General features: G+C 34.8%; 17 protein-coding genes. 8 read left to right on the forward strand and 9 right to left on the reverse strand.

Annotation, left to right across the window (positions count from 1 at the left end):
* The first annotated feature begins 42 nt into the window (after positions 1-42).
* From E0Z07_RS04040 to E0Z07_RS04055, 4 genes are all read left to right on the forward strand, one after another.
* Positions 43-2796 carry a TonB-dependent receptor gene (locus E0Z07_RS04040; RefSeq protein WP_071306950.1) on the forward strand — a complete coding sequence of 918 codons (2754 nt, stop codon included), beginning with the start codon at positions 43-45 and terminating at the stop codon, positions 2794-2796.
* Between the two features lie 334 nt (positions 2797-3130).
* Positions 3131-4291 carry a hypothetical protein gene (locus tag E0Z07_RS04045; RefSeq protein WP_006259812.1) on the forward strand — a complete coding sequence of 387 codons (1161 nt, stop codon included), beginning with the start codon at positions 3131-3133 and terminating at the stop codon, positions 4289-4291.
* Between the two features lie 149 nt (positions 4292-4440).
* Positions 4441-4752: a T9SS type A sorting domain-containing protein gene (locus E0Z07_RS04050; protein WP_006259813.1), complete on the forward strand. Its 312-nt coding sequence runs from the start codon at positions 4441-4443 to the stop codon at positions 4750-4752.
* A gap of 94 nt (positions 4753-4846) precedes the next feature.
* Positions 4847-5827 (forward strand): LuxE/PaaK family acyltransferase, encoded by a 981-nt coding sequence (locus E0Z07_RS04055; protein ID WP_006259814.1) that lies wholly within the window; start codon positions 4847-4849, stop codon positions 5825-5827.
* 45 nt (positions 5828-5872) lie between these two features.
* Here E0Z07_RS04055 and gldC read toward each other — a convergent pair whose 3' ends face one another.
* Together gldC and gldB are read right to left on the reverse strand one after the other, a co-directional pair.
* On the reverse strand, positions 5873-6211 hold the full coding sequence (gene gldC, locus E0Z07_RS04060) for a gliding motility protein GldC (protein ID WP_006262333.1): 339 nt from the start codon (positions 6209-6211) through the stop codon (positions 5873-5875).
* Positions 6211-7197 (reverse strand): gliding motility lipoprotein GldB, encoded by a 987-nt coding sequence (gene gldB / locus E0Z07_RS04065; RefSeq protein WP_131540316.1) that lies wholly within the window; start codon positions 7195-7197, stop codon positions 6211-6213. The genes gldC and gldB overlap by 1 nt, the downstream gene beginning before the upstream one ends.
* A 73-nt stretch (positions 7198-7270) precedes the next feature.
* Here gldB and nadE point away from each other — a divergent pair, with 73 nt between their 5' ends.
* The 3 genes from nadE to E0Z07_RS04080 all read left to right on the forward strand — a co-directional run bounded on the left by nadE (position 7271) and on the right by E0Z07_RS04080 (position 9902).
* A complete protein-coding gene (gene nadE, locus E0Z07_RS04070; RefSeq protein WP_006259817.1) occupies positions 7271-8077 on the forward strand; it encodes an NAD(+) synthase in 807 nt (268 codons plus the stop codon).
* 72 nt (positions 8078-8149) lie between these two features.
* Entirely contained in the window at positions 8150-8644 is a 495-nt protein-coding gene (locus tag E0Z07_RS04075; RefSeq protein WP_131540317.1) for a hypothetical protein, read from the forward strand.
* 34 nt (positions 8645-8678) lie between these two features.
* A complete protein-coding gene (locus E0Z07_RS04080) occupies positions 8679-9902 on the forward strand; it encodes an IS256 family transposase (protein ID WP_039851636.1) in 1224 nt (407 codons plus the stop codon).
* Positions 9903-10030: 128 nt separating this feature from the next.
* On the opposite strand, the gene dnaG is transcribed toward E0Z07_RS04080, so the two are convergent.
* The 7 genes from dnaG to E0Z07_RS04115 all read right to left on the reverse strand — a co-directional run bounded on the left by dnaG (position 10031) and on the right by E0Z07_RS04115 (position 18246).
* On the reverse strand, positions 10031-12013 hold the full coding sequence (gene dnaG, locus E0Z07_RS04085) for a DNA primase (protein WP_131540318.1): 1983 nt from the start codon (positions 12011-12013) through the stop codon (positions 10031-10033).
* A 155-nt stretch (positions 12014-12168) separates the two neighbouring features.
* Positions 12169-13239 (reverse strand): hypothetical protein, encoded by a 1071-nt coding sequence (locus tag E0Z07_RS04090; protein ID WP_225581618.1) that lies wholly within the window; start codon positions 13237-13239, stop codon positions 12169-12171.
* Between the two features lie 6 nt (positions 13240-13245).
* A complete protein-coding gene (locus tag E0Z07_RS04095; protein ID WP_006262338.1) occupies positions 13246-13863 on the reverse strand; it encodes a hypothetical protein in 618 nt (205 codons plus the stop codon).
* Positions 13845-14411, reverse strand: coding sequence for an RNA polymerase sigma factor (locus E0Z07_RS04100; protein ID WP_073144115.1), 567 nt, complete (start codon positions 14409-14411; stop codon positions 13845-13847). Before E0Z07_RS04100 ends, E0Z07_RS04095 begins: the two co-directional genes overlap by 19 nt.
* A 189-nt stretch (positions 14412-14600) precedes the next feature.
* On the reverse strand, positions 14601-15578 hold the full coding sequence (locus tag E0Z07_RS04105) for a polyprenyl synthetase family protein (RefSeq protein ID WP_036474490.1): 978 nt from the start codon (positions 15576-15578) through the stop codon (positions 14601-14603).
* Between the two features lie 106 nt (positions 15579-15684).
* Positions 15685-16725 (reverse strand): 23S rRNA (adenine(2503)-C(2))-methyltransferase RlmN, encoded by a 1041-nt coding sequence (rlmN, locus tag E0Z07_RS04110; RefSeq protein WP_006259821.1) that lies wholly within the window; start codon positions 16723-16725, stop codon positions 15685-15687.
* Between the two features lie 171 nt (positions 16726-16896).
* Positions 16897-18246, reverse strand: coding sequence for an SWIM zinc finger family protein (locus E0Z07_RS04115; RefSeq protein WP_006262341.1), 1350 nt, complete (start codon positions 18244-18246; stop codon positions 16897-16899).
* Positions 18247-18503: 257 nt separating this feature from the next.
* On the opposite strand from E0Z07_RS04115, the gene E0Z07_RS04120 reads away from it, so the two are divergent.
* Positions 18504-19709: a TCR/Tet family MFS transporter gene (locus E0Z07_RS04120; RefSeq protein WP_006262342.1), complete on the forward strand. Its 1206-nt coding sequence runs from the start codon at positions 18504-18506 to the stop codon at positions 19707-19709.
* The last annotated feature ends 40 nt before the right edge of the window (positions 19710-19749 follow it).

The following is a 19749-nucleotide window of genomic DNA, read 5'->3' on the forward strand; positions in this document are numbered from 1 at the left end:
CATCTAGGTTCTTTGCACCAATAATACAACACACTTATTTATATGAAAAATTTCTTAGTGATCTTAACCTTAATGGTATCAGCCACTTTTTATGGGCAAAAGGCCGAAATTAAAGGAAAAATAACAGATGACTCTACGCATGAACCACTAGCCTATGCTACCGTGGCAATTAAAAATACTTCTGAAGGAGTAAACACAGAATTAGATGGAAGTTACAGTATCTCGATAGAAGCAGGTACTTATATATTACAGTTTCAATATATGGGATATGTAACTCAAGAAAAATCAATCACAGTTGCAAAAAAAGAATCAAAAACATTAAATATAGCATTAGCCTCTGAACACGTAGAACTAGAAGGAGTGATAGTGGAAGCTACACGTTCTAAATCTAGAGAATCAGCTCTACTTATAGAACAACAGAGATCTAGTGAGATCAAACAACATATAGGTTCACAAGAATTATCTCGTAAAGGGGTAAGTGATGTAGCTTCTGCAGTAGCTAAAACAACAGGTGTAGCCAAGCAAGAAGGTACAGGAACAATATTCGTACGTGGACTAGGAGATAGATATAACAGTACTTCTCTAAATGGATTGCCACTAGCCTCAAATGACCCAGAGAAAAAGAATATTGATTTAAACTTATTCTCTACTGATATCGTAGAATACATCTCAATAGATAAAACATATAGTGCAAGAAACTCTGGAGACTTCGCAGGAGGAAATATAGACATTATTTCTAAAAAACACAGTGGAGAAGGATTCTTCAACATTAGTTTAGGATCAAACATTAATTCTAATGCTGTAGGAGAAGATAAGTTTAGATCTCTATCAGACAGAAACTTTTTAGGATTCTCTAATACAAAACAACCTAGTAATGCGCTTCAAAGTTTTAGTTTTAAAAACTCTGCTCAGACAAAAAACAAATCTCCTTATGGAATGAGTTTAGGACTGAATGGTGGTAAATCATTCTACTTCGGAGCAGAGTCTTCATTAAACATCTTCGCTACGGTGTCATTTGACAATAATTACAAATTCAAAGAAGGAATTAATCGTACTGCTCAAGCTCAAAACAGTTTTACAAAAGATTTATACATGAAGTCTTATGAGTATAATACGAATACTACTGCGATGTTAAATGCTGAGTATAATATCAACTCTAGAAATAGTATTAAATACAATTCTCTTTTAATCAATGGTACTCAAGAAAAACTAGATGAATACACTGGTTTTATCAGAGATATTACAGATAGAAAAGACTATTATGAAAATACGCTTCTATCAAGACAAAACTACAGACAAGATCGTCTATTCGTAAACCAATTATTAGGAGATCATAAATTAAATGATCAAATAGACCTAAACTGGGGGTTAGCTCTTAATAATATTTCTGCTCAAACTCCTGACAGACAGATGTACACTTTAAACAAAGTTAAAGGAGAGGATAACTACGAATTCTCAACTAACTCTAGATCTGATAATAACAGATACTTCGAGGATCTAATCGAAAACGAAGTAGGTGCAAATATCGCTGCATCTTATAAATTCGGTAAAAACAGTGAGAATCTATACAACGGAAAGTTAACGGTAGGGTATAACTTACGTCAAAAGAACAGAGAGTTTAAGGCTACACAGTACGTATTTCAAATCAATGCTGATTACAACAACAATATAAATCCGTATGCACTAGATAACTTCTTTAATCAACAAAACTTCAATAACGGATACTTCCAAACATACACTTTCAGAGGAGGTGCGAATACACCTAATGCGTTATTACCTCAAACGTATGATGGAGATATGACAGTACATGCAGGTTTTGCAAATGTAGAATACAAATTATCAGATAGATTATCAGGTACTATCGGAGCTAGATTTGAGACAATCACTCAAAAAGTAACTTGGCAAACACAGTTAGACGCAGATAAGAGCTCTAATACATTAGATAAAAATGCATTCTTACCAAGCTTATCTTTAAAGTATGCTGTTGATGATAGAAATAACCTTCGTTTTGCTGCATCTAAAACATATACTTTACCTCAATTCAAAGAGAGAGCTAGATTTATCTATGAGGATGTAACTGAGATTAAAGTAGGTAACCCAGACTTATATGCATCTGATGATTATAACGTAGATCTTAAGTGGGAATTCTTCCCTACTAATGATGAAGTATTCTCTGCTTCTGTATTTGGTAAATATATTAAAAACCCAATCAACGAGATTGTTTCAGCTTCTTCTTCTAATGATATCACGTATGCGAATACAGGTGACTATGGATACGCAGCAGGAGTAGAAATAGAAGTACGTAAAAACTTAATCAGCTTCGATGATGTAAATACTAATAAACTAACGGGGGGGTTAAACGCTTCTATAATGAAGACGTACCAAAAATTAGATAATGAAAAAGTGAATAGAGAGAATAAATATATCACTACCTCATTTACACATGACAATTCAGACTTCACAGGTGCATCAGATTTCTTATTAAATGCTGACTTATCTTATATCAAAGAATGGGGTGAGAAAAACTTAATGGCTACTGTATCTTATGCTCATTTCTCTGATAAATTATACTCTATCGGAACAGAGCAAAGTGGTAACCTAGTAGACAAAGCATTTGGTATGTTAGATTTTACTTTCAAAATGAAATTTAATAAAAGGTTTGGTATTGGTTTAAATGCTAAAAACTTATTAGACCCAAAAATTGAAAGAGAACAACAAAACAAGACTCAAGATGTCTTAGTAAGATCATATAAACTTGGAAGAAACTTTAGCTTAAGCCTAAACTATTCATTCTAGAATCTAAATATCATATAATACCCCAAAAGCAAAGCGAGAGTCTTCTAATAAGGCTCTCGCTTTATTTTTTACTAAAAAAGGTCAATTAAAATCATATTCAATATGATCTATTTTAAAAAATATTTCTCTCCTAATTACTTACAAAAGTACTCATTCCTCTTTCCTATTTACACTCGCTTAAACTACAAATCCATATACTATTATAATTAACCAACTTAACACCTATTTAATATTGAGGAAACAAACTATTAATCATTCAATGATAATGAGTTAACATACTTTTTCTGTTTTCTAGACATCTTTGTATCAAACAATATAAAAAACTATATTACACATGAAAAAATTATTAAGAGCAGGATTCAGTATTGCATTAGTTACATTAACATTAGCAAGTTGTTCATCAAGTGATGATAATAACGGAGGAGGAACAACAGATCCTGGAACAACTACTCCAGGTCTAAAAGGAGACATATTAGGTGGAGAACTTAAAAAAGGAGATAAACTAAGCTTAGAAGCAAACAAAACATATAAATTAACTTCTAAATTAATAGTAAACGATGGAGCTACTTTAAACATCCCAGAAGGAGTTAAAATTATTGGAGAAGGTGGTACTTCTGCTTATATCGCAGTGGGACAAGGAGGAAAAATCTATGTAGAAGGAAAACAAAACAATCCTGTAGTAATGACAGGTGTAGAGAAAAGTAGAGGAAACTGGGGAGGTCTAGTAATCTGTGGAAAAGCACCTATTAACAAAGCAGAAACAGCAACAGCTGAAGTATCAGACTTAACATACGGAGGTAAAGTAGCTAATGATAACTCAGGTTCTATTAAATATTTAAGAATCGAATACGCAGGAGCTAACTACAACGCTGAAAAAGAGTTCAATGGACTTTCTTTATTCGGAGTAGGAAGTGGGACTGTAATCCAATATGTACAAGCACACGAAGGGTCTGATGACGGATTTGAGTGGTTCGGAGGAACAGTTAGTGCACAATATTTAGTGTCTACTAATAATGATGATGATCAGTTTGACTGGACAGAAGGATGGTCAGGGAAAGAAAACAAATTCTGGTATTCAAAACAATCAGGTACAGCAGATAAAGGATTCGAAGCAGATAACAATTCTAAAAACAGAGCTGCAAACCCTTACTCTAATCCAACTATCGTAGGAGTAACATTATTACCTGCAGTAGACGGAAAAGGAACAGCAATGAAATTACGTGAAGGAACAAAAGGAAATATTTCTGATGTAGTAATCGGAGCTTATGCAACTGCATTCGACGTGGAACACGATGAGACTATTGCTAACGTTAAAGATGGTTCTTTAATCTTAAGCAATGTAAAACTTATCAATGTAGGTAAAGCTACATCTGGTAAAAATACTAAAGGAGATGCAGTAGATGTATCTAAAGTATTCACTGCTGGAGAGGCTAAAGGAGCAGGAAATGGAGTTGGTGTTCCAGAGTGGACTAAAGGTTGGACAGTAGGTCTATAGTAATACTAAGATAAAAATGTTAAAAAAAAGTGCTTATTTAAAAAAATAGGCACTTTTTTGTTTTTTTATGTCATTTTAAATAATTACTTTTATACCATAATTTTAGTTAGATGGCAAAAAAATACTTTTATATCATAATGTTCATTGCAATGCTAGGCGGAAGCACAGCATTTGCGCAAAGTGGTTTGCGCTATAATAATGAACCTCGATACGCTAATCAGAATATCGAAGGGCTATCTATTTACCCTAACCCAGCGGTTTCAAATGGTAAATTGTACATTGAGTCTACTAAAAATGAACCAAAAGAAGTAGAGCTTTACAATGTTGTAGGAAAAAAAGTATTTACAACTACTGTTAATAACAGAGAGTTGAACTTACCTTATAGTGTAAATGCTGGTATTTACATCATGAAGATAAAGGAAAGTAATGCTACTGCTACTAGAAAAATAGTAGTAAAATAAGAAATACATTTTAATGATTTTATATTCTTAAAAGAGTATCACTAAAGTGATGCTCTTTTTTTATTTGTATTTTTGTACTTAAATATAATAGACCGTGTTTAAACCTGAAGAAATCATCCAAATACAAACAAAAAAAGATTTTCATAGAGTAGCTATGAAAGTCTTTAGATTCCAGTATGAACATAATCCTGTTTATCAACAGTTCTGTAATCTTCTAAATAAAACTCCTGAGCAAGTCAAGACATTAACCGATGTACCTTTTCTACCTATCGAGTTCTTTAAAAGCAAAGATGTTTTATCTTCAATAGATCCCATAAAAATAACATTCACTAGTAGTGGTACTACCGGAATGATAACTAGTAAGCATCATGTGACTGATTTAGACTATTACGAATATAGCTTTAGAGCAGCATTCTCACACTTCTATGGAAATATCGAAGACTATGTTGTTTTAGCTCTTTTACCTGCTTATTTAGAAAGAGAAGGTTCTTCTCTAATCTATATGGTAGAAGATCTTATAGAAGGCTCTAATCAGCCTGAAAGTGGGTTTTATTTACACAACTATGAAGAATTAGCTAAAATGCTAATCGATTTAGATAAACAAGGTAAAAATGTCCTATTAATAGGTGTTACCTATGCCTTACTAGATATGATAGAAATGCAAAAGTTTAACCTTAGCAATACTATTATTATGGAGACTGGAGGTATGAAAGGTAGACGCAAAGAAATGATACGAGAAGAACTTCACCAAGTATTATGTGAAGGTTTCGGAGTATCTAAAATACACTCTGAGTATGGAATGACTGAACTATTATCTCAAGGCTATTCTTTTGGTGATGGTATCTTTGAATGTCCTCCATGGATGGATATCTTAACTCGTGATCCAGAAGACGCTTTAACCTATGTAGAAGAAGGCAAAACAGGCGGGGTCAATGTAATCGATTTAGCTAACCTTAATTCTTGTTCCTTTATCGCTACACAAGACTTAGGAAAAAAATATAAAGATGGTTCTTTCGAAATACTTGGAAGATTTGACCATTCTGACATAAGGGGTTGTAATCTTATGGTTGTATAATAAAAGAGCCTCATACATTTAAACGTATGAGGCTCTTTCTTATAATTACTTTTCTAAAAGATCTAATTTCTCTGCAAAATAATCACAGAAGTCTTTCATTGTTGCTGCCATCTTCTCATCTTCTGTAGCACGCTCAAATGTATCTGACATTGCCACTAATGTTTGATGAAAGAACTTTTTCATCTCATCCACTGGCATATCCTTAGTCCACAAGTCTATACGCAATGTCTCTTTGGCTTTATGATCCCAGATAGATAATAACATTGCTTTAGAACTAGCTTTCTCAACACCGCCATCTTTAGCTGTCCAATACAACTTATCTGGTACTTTATTCTCGTCTAACTCTACTCTAATATTTATATCAGAAACGTGATTTTTACTCATTACTTCTTTGGTTTATACTTTGATTTTTCAAATATTTCTTTTGCATCCGTATTAAACAGATCATGCAAAGTTACATTATTATTTTGCATATACGCATTGACAATCTGCCAACCTAACCAAGCTCCAGTTCTCCCTGGGCTATCACCATCAATATCTAAATAATACTTAGAAAAAGGAGCAGCTGTAAGAAATCGACTACTCAACTTACTGTCTGTATCAAATAATAAATTATTCTCTATAAAATATCTCCACATCTCTGGCTCATTCTCCTGACACCACTGTATCTGCTCTAAAGTATACCCCATGATATAAGCATCATTAACTTTAGGCAACAACAGTTTTTTAGCGTATAATACCTTACCGTATTGTACCATACCTCCTAAGAAAGTACGATCTCTATTGCCTCCTATTTTCTGTAAAACGAAGCTTTCTGCTAAATCAGGTAATATCTGTGTGGGCTCAAAAGATGGTCTTAAATACTCAGGAAAACTAACATAGAAATGATGATCCTTCCCTAAATAAGTATCTAAAGCAATCAATGCTAACGAATCTGCATAAATAGCTTTTACTGTCACATCCACTTCCGAGATTAATGTGATTACCTTTTTCTTCGAAGTCTCATGTGGATAATAATACTTTACATGTTTAAAGAAATCTTCTAATTGCTTTGGCAATTCACCTAAATCTTGGTATTTCTTCTCTACCTCTTCATTTAACTCAATGAATATGGTATCTTGTTTTTTCTTTATCCAAAACTCATCAGATAAATTCTCATTAAAGAAATACGGATACTGCTTTTTAATACTTGCTAGATCAGCATCTTCTGACTTGAAGAACTCCTGATCAAAGCGAGTAACAGTCATATCTATAGGAATAGCATTAATCTCTTTATCAAGTTCACTCTGCTTATCTCCACAGCTAGACCAAAAAACACAGCTCACTAGTAATACAGCACTAGATAAATTAGTAAATTTGGAAAAAGTCATTTTATCTTTTTTTATTTTCAATGTACAAATATAATAAGATAGATATCAACCTATTCCATAAATATTTAAAGTCATGGTAAACAACACTAAAATGAATACTTCAGCAGTAACAGATTATATCGTTAATTGGTTAAAAGAATATGCTCAGAATGCAAGAGTAAGTGGATATGTAATAGGAATATCAGGTGGTATTGATTCTGCGGTAACCTCAACACTATGCGCTATGACAGGACTACCGCTATTATGTGTTGAAATGCCAATTCATCAAGATTCCTCACAAGTATCAAGAGCAAAAGAACATATCTCTTTCTTACAAGAAAAGTTTACTAATGTAGCCTCTACTGTAGCAGACTTAACTTCGACATTTGAAACATTAAAAACAGCTGTTCCCTCTTCAGATGATGAAGCTATCTTAAACCTTACACTTGCCAACACACGTGCTAGATTGCGTATGACTACATTATACTACTATGCTGGACTACACAGAAGTCTAGTAGCAGGAACAGGAAATAAAGTAGAAGACTTCGGAGTTGGTTTCTTTACTAAATATGGTGATGGTGGTGTAGACGTAAGCCCTATAGCAGACTTAATGAAATCAGAAGTACGTGCTATCGGAGAGTACTTAGGAGTTCCTAGTAGTATTATAGTAGCTAAACCTACTGATGGATTATTTGGGGATGAGCGATCTGATGAAGATCAACTAGGTGCTAATTATGACGAACTAGAAATAGCTATGCTAGCACACGAAAAAGGAGCTAAAGCAGAAGACTTCACAGGAAGAGAAAAAGAAGTTTTTGAAATATATAGCAGATTAAATAGAATCAACCAGCATAAGATTAACCCTATACCTGTTTGTATAATTCCTATAGAAATCAAATAATTACTTACTAATATATTTTTTTATTATTAACTATATATTAAAAACAAATACCTTTGTTAAAAAATATTAGTTATGAAAAAGTTTTTATTGTTTTTACTTACCATATTATCAATATCCCTAGCAGGATGTTCTTCAGATGATGATTATTGTGGTAATGAAACCTATAGATCATTACAACTTAATGAGACACCTAATTTTAGCCCTTTAAATTTCTATGTAAAAGGACTCAAAGGAGATTCCTTTATTGTCATTAGAAATGAAAGAGATTTCCAAAATAGAGTGCATGGAGCTCAATACTATAGAAATGTTATAGATTGGAGATATGATGAGCTGATTATTGGACAAAAATATGAAGAGCGTTTCAGTAAAATTATTGACATATCAACATTCTATAAAGAAAGTTGTAATTACAACTTTCAAAACATTCTAAATGTAGAAATTAAAGTGAACAAAGGCTCTAGATATAATGGTTATATTACTTACCATACCATTGTTCCTAAAACAAAAAGTGAGCAATACGATGTAATAACTACTGTTCAGAGGGTGTCCCGTGAACTGTGTCATTAAAAAAATTGTATAATAAAATATGTACATTAGTAAAATGAGCACAGAAAAGAAAGAATTTGATTTCGAGAGTTTTAAAGAACAGGCAATGGCTGATATTTATCAAGGAAAGAAAATGGGAGGTCCAGATGGTGTTTTTGGTCCCCTTTTAAAACATTTCCTTGAGACTATGTTAGAAAGTGAACTAGAGAATCATTTGGAAGAAGAAAAGGCTAAAGGGATTGCAAATCGTCGCAACGGCAAGACAACTAAAACTGTTCGAAGTATGCAGTCGGGTTCTATTGAATTAGAATCTAATCGCGATCGCAATGGAACCTTTGAACCTAAGGTGTTACCTAAACGTCAACTTATTATCACAGATCAATTAGAGGATAATGTAATTAGCCTATATGCTAAAGGCAGTAGTACTCGTGATATTGCGGGTTATATCATGGAAATGTATGGTATGGATATTTCAGCCACAGAAATATCGCGTATAACTGATAAAGTCATACCTGCAATGAAAGAGTGGCGTGATCGCCCTTTAGAAGCTATATACCCCTTTGTTTTCTTAGATTGTATGTTTTATAAAGTAAAAGAACAAGGTAGTGTTACATCTAAAGCAGTGTATAATATATTAGGGGTTAATCAAGAAGGAAAGAAAGAATTAATAGGAATTTATCTTGGAGATACTGAAGGATCTAAGTTTTGGCTTTCAGTATTAACTAATCTTAAGGCGCGTGGTGTCCAAGATATCATTGTAGCTTGTGTGGATGGTTTAAAAGGCTTTCCTGAAGCTATACAAGCTGTATTTCCTAAGACACAAGTACAACTTTGTATTGTTCATCAAATAAGAACCAGTCTGCGTTTTGTTCCTCATAAAGATAAGAAAGCAGTTGCTGCTGATCTTAAACCTATATATACTGCTGTAAGTGAAGAACAAGGCTATGAAAGGTTATTGCAGTTTGAAGAAAAATGGGCAAAGAATTATCCATTAGCCGCTAAAGGGTGGTTGGACAATTGGGAACATTTGTCAACTTATTTTGATTTTGACCCTCATATCAGAAAAGCAATATATACCACTAATGCTATTGAAGCTATGCATCGACAGGTAAGAAAAGTAACCAAGACTAAGGGAGCCTTTACTACTGAACAATCTCTTTTGAAATTAATGTTTTTAGCTATTACAGAGGTCTCTAAAAAATGGACTATGCCTATTCATAATTGGGGGTTGACAATGTCACAATTGTATATTAAATTTGGGGATAGATTACAACCGTAAAAAAAACTCCATTTCCTAGCTTTTGGGCTTAAGCCCAAAAGCTAGGAAATGGAGACTGACACAGTTTGTGTTACACTCCCACTGTTCAATTCTATAATTAATACAAAAAGAGGCAATAGCCTCTTTTTTTAGTCTTCTATCGTTTTAAATCTTGATGTTACTTGACCTAATCTCTTAGAGAACATATTCATCAGACTTGTGTAATCCATAATTAGCGTAAGCATCTCATAAGATCTCTTCTCATCACTATCTTTCAGCTTTACCTTATACTTTTCTATCATGGTATTCAATAAGAACATTCTAAGAGTTAGAATAGTTTCTGTCACATATTGAGATACTCCCTGCTCCTTCTGTTTCACTATAATATTCTGAGACTCCCAATTGTGCAAAGCTTCCTTCTCATCCTCCATGATAATATTAGTCACTTCCTGAGCCATTTCTGGATCTAATGTCTTTAAATACTTCTCCAGATCCCAAGCGTTATGATGATAGTAATCCATAATATCTTTATAAATCACTTTGAACATTGGATTGGTTAGCTGTACCTCATCTTCCTGCAAACTAAGGTAAATACGTTCATAGACCTTCTGTTCTACTTCATGCTCTACCTCTATTACCTCATTGTCCTCATTCACATCTAATAAGAGCTCTATAAACAACTCTTCCATATTACCATACAACAGTAATATCTCGATAATCTTGCGTTCTAAATTATATTGTGGATCAATTGCTTCTTTTGGTTGTTGCTCTGAATGCACCACCTCCATCTGCTTTCTCTCCTGTGTATATTTCTTATTTGCCTCAGCTAATTCTTTTCGACCGATTTGAGCTAAAGAATTAAAAATTACATCCTCAGAAATATCCATTATACGAGCACATTCCTGCACATAGATTTCTCTCTGTATTTGATCAGGAATCTTAGAGATACTCTGTACCATATCTCTAATTAACTCTGCTTTCTTAATAGGGTCATTCTTCGCCTCCCCCATTAATAGATTGGCCTTATAACGGATAAAGTCAGTAGCATTATTCTTGAAATACTCGTCTAGCTGTTCTTTAGAATGCTTTCGAGCAAAACTGTCTGGATCTTCTCCATCAGGCAAAGGACATACGCGTACGTTCATCCCTGCCTCTAATATCAAGTCTACCCCTCTAAGAGAAGCCCGAATACCAGCAGCATCCCCATCAAATAACATCGTAATATTCTTAGTCAATCGACTAATCAAACGGATTTGGTCAGGCGTTAATGCAGTACCCGAAGAAGCGACGACATTCTTTATACCGGTCTGATGCATCTGTATAACATCAGTATACCCTTCTACTAAGAAACAGTTATCTTGTTTGGCAATTTCTTGTTTAGCATGATAGATACCATATAGTACCTTACTCTTGTGATAGATATCACTCTCAGGAGAGTTTAGATATTTAGCAGCTTTCTTATCAGTAATAAGAATACGTCCTCCGAATCCTAATACTCGACCAGACATACTCTGAATAGGAAACATAACTCTTCCCTTAAATCGGTCAAACTTACGGTCTTCTTTTACAATGGTAAGCCCTGTTTTCTCTAAGTATTCTAAAGAATATCCCTTCTGAAGAGCTGCATCTGTGAAAGCACTCCACTGATCTGGAGAATACCCTAATCCGAACTCTTTAATTGTCTCTTGAGTAAAACCACGCTCTTTAAAATAAGTCATTCCTATTGCCTTACCTTCTTCCGCATTGAACAATGTCTCTTCAAAGTACTTCTTCGCAAACTCAGATACGATGAACATACTCTCCTTTTCATTCAGTTGCTCTTTCTCCTCATCACTCTGTTCTGTCTCTTCTATTTCGATACCATACTTCTTTGCTAAGTAACGTATTGCCTCAGGATAAGAGAAGTGTTCATGCTCCATAATAAAGCTAATCGCATTACCTCCCTTTCCAGAACTAAAGTCTTTCCATATTTGCTTCACAGGTGACACCATAAATGACGGAGTCTTCTCGTTTACGAAAGGACTTAAGCCTTTGTAATTACTCCCTGACTTTTTCAGAGTTACAAAGTCTCCTATCACCTCCTCTACACGAGCAGCGTCAAATACAGCATCTATGGTACTTTTGGAAATCATATACTTACTTTAGTTCATTTATATCTCAATATATAGAATTATTGCGATATACACTCATTTATGGCAAGTGCAAAGGTAAAAGAAAAGGAGTTGTTTCTAGAATAAATCATCTAAAAACAATTCCCTATAACCTAACTATTCATTTTGTATGTAATTTATAAATCTACTCTTACACCAAATGACCACATATTTTGCTTAATATCATTGTGTTTAAACATTGGTGTCAATTCATATTGAGCAAATAAACTCCAATCCCCATTACCAACATAAGCACCTACTCCATATCTCACCTTATTAATATCTAAGTCCGTCTTCTCCTTAGTTCTAAACTCATGGCCTTCATCAGTGTATCTGTATACTTGATAAGTATCTTTGCGATTAAGATTCACAAACCCTCCTATACCTACTCTCCAAGTTTCTTGGCTTCTAAAATAAGTTCTACCAGTCTTCTCATTTACCTTAGGTTTTGAAAAATCAAACTCTAAATAAACAGGTATTTGTACAGAACGTATTGCCAGTCTATTCTTACGCAAATCTTTATCATGTTCTATAATAGCTACTTGACCATCAGCTTGTTTTTCAAAATAACGGTGCTCTGTTGGCTTTAGATTATTATACTCTAATAAAACTCCATATCTCAGGTGTAATAAATTACTGTCTTTCAACAAACGTCTATTAATATTAAATCCCCATTGAATAAAATTAGAAGATACATAGCGAATATCTGAATTAGCAAAAGCTCCTTCTGTTGCTAAATTACTCATCCCATAAGCAAATTGGATCTGAAACCTATTGCGTCTATCACCTACTATTCTATTACCTCTCTGTATATAGTTTTTTCTACCAATCACAATTGCAGAGCCCGACTGATCTCCATCAACCCCCTCATAGAATTGTCCTGATTTAATCGAATACTGTACATGACTCTGAACAGTGTTATATAAACTATCATTCAGATTATTTATAGTGTTTTCTAATCGAGTAGACGACTCTAAAGCTAATTTACTTTTGAGCTCTTGTGCTTCTTCTTCTGTAAGCTTCTTTTTCTCCACTAACACATTTAGTGAATCTACTTTAATTTTTAAATCTTCTTTTTCAGATACTGTAGTATTCTGAATCTTTACAGCAATACTATTTACCTCTCTATTGAATTTTTTTACTTGCCCATACATACCTAAAGTAGCAAATAGCGCAAGAGCCATAACTAATGTATTCTTTTGTTTCATAATTGACTAATTAGATCGTTCTACAATCACTTTTTTGGTCTTGTCATAAATCTTCTTGATTACAGATTCTCTGTACTCAATCTCTATCTCCCCCTCCACTTGATTTAATAAATCATCACTATTCACCACTATTCTCTTCGAAGGCTTATTCATTACCGGTCCTATGAATACCTCTTGTAGGTTTTGTGGCTTTAATGGACTTATTGTATCTACCATTATATTATCATTTGCTAATTGCTTATGTTCTTGTTTCAGTGTATTAAGTTCTTCCTTTGTTATCACAGGAGATGTCCTAGGTGCAGTTATTTTCTCTTGATTATAGATTGTATCTGCTTTGGGTGTTTCTTGTTCTACTAATGTATTTTCAACCTCTTTCACAGTAGGCAACTCTATAGAAGGTGTTACCTGATTATCTACATCAGTAGTTATAAATTGTACTACTGAGAATCCACCTATCAATAAACTAGCTGCTAATCCTATCCACCACTTCACATTAGACTTATTCTTCGCTTTAGCCTGCTGATCTAATTGAGAAGATAGTTTATCCCACGCTTGAGAAGAAGGAGCTATCTCTCTATCTGCTAAACTGTCTTTCCACTGTTTATCTATTTTATTCCATTCCATACCCCTTGTGTTTTTAAGATTGCTAATTGCTGTTGTAGTAATTTTCTAGCCTGTGCTAACTGAGATTTAGATGTCCCCTCTTGTATTTTTAATAATTCTGCTATCTCTTGATGTTTATACCCTTCTACTACATATAAATTAAACACCGCTCTACACCCTTCTGGTAACTGATCTATTAGTAGTTGTATATCCTCAATAGATAATTCGATATCATCTTCTACAACTTCTTCTCTTACCTCAACATCTTCTATATAATGAAAGCTCTTTTGCCCACGTAAAAAAGAAATAGATTCATTCACCATAATACGTCTTATCCACCCTTCGAAATTCCCTTTTCTTTCGAACTTATCTATATTTGTAAAGACTTTCATAAACCCTGCTATCATCACATCCTCAGCATAGTGAATATCCTTAATATACTGTCTACAGACAGAGAGCATCTTAGCAGACACAAGGTCATAGACCTCCTTCTGTGCAACTCTTTTATGAGCACACAGATCATCTATATAATCTTCTAATTTCTTTTTGTGTAGCCTTATCAACTTCATAGTTGCAATCTTCTATTACTTAAATACAACATCTAACCTCTTTACTGAAAGAAGTTTAAAATGTACATAATAAACTGGATTATAACTGAAGTGACAAATAAAATAATACCTTTCATAATACTTAGAATTGCTTATCTATATACATAGACGCAATTCTAAATAAAAAGGTTGTAAGGAAAGTGAAAAAAATTACTTTTTTCTTTCTATAACATAATTCACCATCGTGAACAGAGCTTCTCTATAAGTAGATTCTGGAAACTCCTGTAGTATATTTAAAGCCTCTTGTTGATACTCTACCATCTTAGTAGTAGCGTATTCTAGACCTCCTTTTTGTTTGACGAATGCGATAACCTCTTTCACACGTCTTTTATCCTCATTGTGATTTTTAACAGAGTTAATCAACCATTTCTTTTCTTTTGGTTCACAAGTATTCAAAGCATAAATAAGAGGAAGTGTCATCTTTTGTTCTTTGATATCAATACCTGTCGGCTTACCGATAGGTCCATCCGTATAATCAAATAAGTCATCCTTTATCTGGAATGCCATACCGATTAACTCTCCGAACTTACGCATCTTCTCTATAAGTTCTGCATTATCTGGATCGACAGCAGCAGCTCCTAATGAACAACAAGCTGCAATCAATGTAGCTGTCTTCTGACGAATGATCTCATAATACACCTCTTCTGTAATGTCTAATCGTCTCGCTTTCTCTATCTGAAGTAATTCTCCCTCACTCATCTCACGTACAGCCACTGAGATAATTCGAAGTAAATCAAAATCACCGTTGTCAATAGACAATAAAAGCCCTTTTGCTAATAGGTAATCACCTACTAACACGGCTATCTTATTCTTCCATAAAGCATTAAGGGAAAAGAAACCTCTACGTTTATTACTATCATCTACTACATCATCGTGTACTAGAGTAGCAGTATGAATTAGCTCTATAACAGAAGCTCCTCGATAAGTACGCTCATTAACCTCACCTGCCACCATCTTCGCTACTAGAAATACAAACATAGGGCGCATCTGCTTCCCTTTTCTATTTACAATGTAGTAAGTGATTCTGTTTAGTAAGGCTACCTTAGTAGTCATTGAGTTGCGGAACTTCTTTTCAAAAAGCTCCATCTCATTCTGTATAGGCTGTTTTATTTGCTGTACTATGTTCATTGCACCCAAAAATACGACTTTTTTATATCATTCGATAGTTTCCCTCAAATAGAAATCATTAAGAAATTGCTAAACAATTCTTTACGTAATTTCCTCTAAACTAAACTTATGATTTATTAGCCAACTGACCACAAGCTGCATCAATATCTTTACCACGACTTCGACGTACCACTACAGTGATATCATTCTTCTCTAAAGCTGCTATATAGCTATTCGTAGCACGTTCATCTGCTTGTTGGAACTCTCCATCATCAATAGGGTTGTACTCAATCAAGTTTACTTTACACGGTACATACTTACAGAACTTCACTAATGCATCCACAGAAGCTTTGTCATCGTTAATTCCTTTCCAAATCACATACTCATACGTAACGCGACTCTTCGTCTTACTATACCAGTACTGAAGTGATTCACGCAACTCCGTTAATGGGAAATTCTTAGTAAAAGGCATAATACGATTACGTGTCTCTTCGATAGCAGAGTGTAAAGACACTGCCAACTTAAACTTCACACCATCATCTGCCAACTTCTTGATCATCTTAGGCAATCCTGAAGTAGACACTGTGATACGCTTAGGAGACATCCCTAGCCCTTCTTCAGAAGTAATCTTCTCAATGGCTTTCTGTACGTTATTATAATTCATTAACGGCTCTCCCATTCCCATAAACACAATATTAGACAACGGGTGTCCATGATTCTGTCTACTTTGTTGGTCGATTGTTAATACTTGATCATAAATCTCATCAGGATTCAAGTTACGCATACGCTTAAGGCGAGCAGTAGCACAGAACTCACAGTCTAAACTACACCCTACCTGAGAAGATACACAGGCTGTAGTACGTGTTTCTGTAGGAATCAAAACAGACTCTACGATAAGACCATCGTGTAACTTCACACCATTCTTGATAGTACCATCAGTACTTACCTGCATACTATCTACTTTGATATGATTAATTACGAAGTTAGCATCTAGCATCTCACGGGTAGCCAATGATAAGTTACTCATATCTTCAAAGCTATGAGCCCCTTTACTCCATAACCACTCGTACACTTGGTTTCCTCTAAATGCCTTATCTCCCTGAGAAACAAAGAAATCCCTTAATTGTTCCTTAGATAAACTTCTGATGTCTTTTTTGTCTATTTGCATGGCGCAAAGTTAATCTCAAATTATCCGACTGCCAAATACTGTAATAAAATTATAACAATAATGTAAGGAACAATCAATTAGGAACTAGTGTACTGTATAACCAACTAGTATCCACAAAGCTAGTCATTCTTAACCGTCCACCATAAACTGTCAACTGTCAACTGTTAACTGTTAACCTTTAACCGTAACCTTCTTCACTGCCAGCACATGCTTACACATTCCTCTATCTCCTTGGTACTTACCATACCACTCACAAGTACATCGCTCCTGATCACCATCTAAGATTACCGTATGTCTCACACCACCAGTTCCCTCTACACGAGCTTCTACCCGTCCATTAGCATTGCTAATAATCTCTACTTTATTCTCAGCTATTAGTTTCTCAGCATTCTTTAGGCGAGGATTTAGACTTAGGATACGCTCTAGCTTAAAGGGCAATCTTCTATAAAAGAAAGCATTGTCATCTAAGTCAAACCCTAATAATCCCATAGCGGCTAATCGCCCTGTCAGACTATCTGCATCAGTGAAACTCATCCCTTCTTCCATCGCAAACATCGTCGGGTTAAAGCGTTGATTCGCATAAGCATACTTATCCATCGCATCTATCCACTCGTCATCCACATCATCTATTAACGACTCTAATGCTGCTCCCTCTCCCGAGAATCCTCTAAAAGCTTCACGAGATAAAGACAAACTAAATCGAATATCTCCAAAGTACAACTGCCACGTGGTGCTCTGCATATCAGGATGTGGATATACTTGCATAGTATCTATATAAGGCAATAGAGGTTCTAACAATCTCAAGCGATGAATACCTCCAACACAAACCGCATTAGCAGACTTAACAGGTGTGAATACAGGCATATTACCACGTACAGTTAAGTAATAATCTGTCTTGATCGCCCCTTTCGGAATACCTCTAAACAGTTGTTGTGTCTGTATTTTATTAAACGTATGTACTTTCTCTGCCTTAGACAGATAGATCTGTACCGTACTCAGTCCCTTAATCCACTTAATCGGAAGAGGTACTTTTCGTTCCACTATTTTCTTATCCTCCGTCTGAATACTAACCTCCTTCTGACCTATTGACAGCAGTACATTCTCCTTTTGCTTAATACTATTCAGCGCAGTAAGCATCGGTTGGTTAAAGTCTACATTCGTAGTCCCATTCTCTAAGAACTCCCCATCTAACCCATCAGGCAATACATCTACACGAGCGTACACTCCTGCACAGTGAGAGAATCCTTCGAATCGCACTCTACCATCCCCAGCTGTAGCAATAGGGTCTTTTAGCTTAGCTAGATCAGCAGGAGATAAATTAAAACTAGACTTCACCACATTAGACAACGTGATTAAACAACGTGCCATAATAAAAGGATCCTTCACATTACCCCAAAAAAAGCATGGAGCATCAGTCTTCTTCTGTATCTCACTGTACTTCGCTAAGAATAATTCGTCCCCTCCCTTGCCTTTCGTTAAGCTAGAAGGGTTATTGTATATATAAGATAATAAGTCGTTCATGGTACTTACAAATGAGTAAGCAAGGTACTAAAATTCATAGAAATATAACCTTCTAGAACTGTACACATCTGTTCTCTTATTTTAAAAAAAGGCAATTACTCTTTGATAATAAACCCATTATACATTATCTTTGTCCATTATGCAGCAATAGTAAAATAACATTCCGAATCACAGTCGCCCCCTACAGCGTAGTAAGTGACTCAGTTTATTTAAGCGTACCCCCTCTTTAGGGTACCGTTATTTTATTATATATACTTATGCAATCAAACAAGATTAACAGCATCGTAATATTCATTACGATCACCATTATATTAGACAGTGCTGGCTTCGGTATTATCTTTCCAGTATTACCAGAACTATTAGAACACGTACTACATGCTGACCTCAGCACAGCAGCGAAGTACGGAGGTGTACTTACGTTAGCTTACGCCTTTATGCAATTTATCTTTGCACCAATCTTAGGGATTATTAGCGATCGTTATGGACGTAGACGAGTATTATTACTTTCTCTTTTTGGATTCTCTATAGACTGTTTTATTATGGCACTTGCTCATAGTTATTGGTTACTATTCATCAGTCGGCTTATCGCCGGAGTGACAGGTGCTACCTTTGCCGTGGCATCAGCTACGATTACAGATGTTACAGATGAAGATAACAGAACGAAATACTTCGGCTATTTAAATGCAGCTTTTAATATTGGCTTTATCATAGGCCCTTTAGTAGGAGGATTATTAGGAGAATATCATTTTACCTACCCTTTTTACTTTGCGGGAATATTAGGTTTATTAAATGTTCTTTATGGGTATTTCTTCTTTCCAGAAACCAATACTTCACGTTCACTGAAACGATTATCACTAAAAGAAATCTCCCCTTTACAATCTCTAAAAAGTATCAAACGCTTTAAACAACTAAGTCTACTATTTATTGTATTCTTTTTACTTTCGGCTGCATCACATAGCATGGAGAGTACGTGGTCATTCTATACCATGATACAGTTTGACTGGAGTAAACAGCAAGTAGGATTATCACTAACCATTATAGGCATCATAGGTTTCTTAGTACAAGCATACCTATTGCAATACTTGTCTACTAAACTATCAGACCAAAGGCTTGTCTACATCGGTTTATTAACCAGCTTTATAGGATTACTCTTATTGAGTTATTGTGTGACTGAAATACAACTCTGGGTAGGTATCACATTATACTTACTAGGAAGTATACAACAGACAGGTTTTCAGTCTATGCTATCTAAGTCACTAGATCAGCAACATCAAGGAGAACTACAGGGGGTATTAGGAAGCCTTAACGGATTAACGACTATTGTGGCTCCACCAGTATTTACCTATTGTTTCTACCTATACACACAGGACAATACCTTACCATACTTACCTGGTATAGCCTTTGCCATAGCAGCTTTATTACTCCTAATTAGCTTATTACTACTCTTGAGACATAAGAAGTAAGTTTTAAAAAAACAGCCCTATTCTAATAAAGAATAGGGCT

Origin of the sequence: Myroides odoratimimus, assembly GCF_004337635.1 — a bacterium.
Classification (GTDB): Bacteria; Bacteroidota; Bacteroidia; order Flavobacteriales; family Flavobacteriaceae; genus Flavobacterium; species Flavobacterium odoratimimum.

What these genes read in the sequence shown, in the direction of transcription:
- E0Z07_RS04040 (WP_071306950.1), top strand. Translation starts at nt 43, where the DNA reads ATGAAAAATTTCTTAGTGATCTTAACCTTAATGGTATCAGCCACTTTT.
- E0Z07_RS04045 (WP_006259812.1), top strand. Translation starts at nt 3,131, where the DNA reads ATGAAAAAATTATTAAGAGCAGGATTCAGTATTGCATTAGTTACATTA.
- E0Z07_RS04050 (WP_006259813.1), top strand. Translation starts at nt 4,441, where the DNA reads ATGCTAGGCGGAAGCACAGCATTTGCGCAAAGTGGTTTGCGCTATAAT.
- gldC (WP_006262333.1), bottom strand. Translation starts at nt 6,211, where the DNA reads ATGAGTAAAAATCACGTTTCTGATATAAATATTAGAGTAGAGTTAGAC.
- gldB (WP_131540316.1), bottom strand. Translation starts at nt 7,197, where the DNA reads ATGACTTTTTCCAAATTTACTAATTTATCTAGTGCTGTATTACTAGTG.
- nadE (WP_006259817.1), top strand. Translation starts at nt 7,271, where the DNA reads ATGGTAAACAACACTAAAATGAATACTTCAGCAGTAACAGATTATATC.
- E0Z07_RS04075 (WP_131540317.1), top strand. Translation starts at nt 8,150, where the DNA reads ATGAAAAAGTTTTTATTGTTTTTACTTACCATATTATCAATATCCCTA.
- E0Z07_RS04080 (WP_039851636.1), top strand. Translation starts at nt 8,679, where the DNA reads ATGAGCACAGAAAAGAAAGAATTTGATTTCGAGAGTTTTAAAGAACAG.
- dnaG (WP_131540318.1), bottom strand. Translation starts at nt 12,013, where the DNA reads ATGATTTCCAAAAGTACCATAGATGCTGTATTTGACGCTGCTCGTGTA.
- E0Z07_RS04090 (WP_225581618.1), bottom strand. Translation starts at nt 13,239, where the DNA reads ATGAAACAAAAGAATACATTAGTTATGGCTCTTGCGCTATTTGCTACT.
- E0Z07_RS04095 (WP_006262338.1), bottom strand. Translation starts at nt 13,863, where the DNA reads ATGGAATGGAATAAAATAGATAAACAGTGGAAAGACAGTTTAGCAGAT.
- E0Z07_RS04100 (WP_073144115.1), bottom strand. Translation starts at nt 14,411, where the DNA reads ATGAAGTTGATAAGGCTACACAAAAAGAAATTAGAAGATTATATAGAT.
- E0Z07_RS04105 (WP_036474490.1), bottom strand. Translation starts at nt 15,578, where the DNA reads ATGAACATAGTACAGCAAATAAAACAGCCTATACAGAATGAGATGGAG.
- rlmN (WP_006259821.1), bottom strand. Translation starts at nt 16,725, where the DNA reads ATGCAAATAGACAAAAAAGACATCAGAAGTTTATCTAAGGAACAATTA.
- E0Z07_RS04115 (WP_006262341.1), bottom strand. Translation starts at nt 18,246, where the DNA reads ATGAACGACTTATTATCTTATATATACAATAACCCTTCTAGCTTAACG.
- E0Z07_RS04120 (WP_006262342.1), top strand. Translation starts at nt 18,504, where the DNA reads ATGCAATCAAACAAGATTAACAGCATCGTAATATTCATTACGATCACC.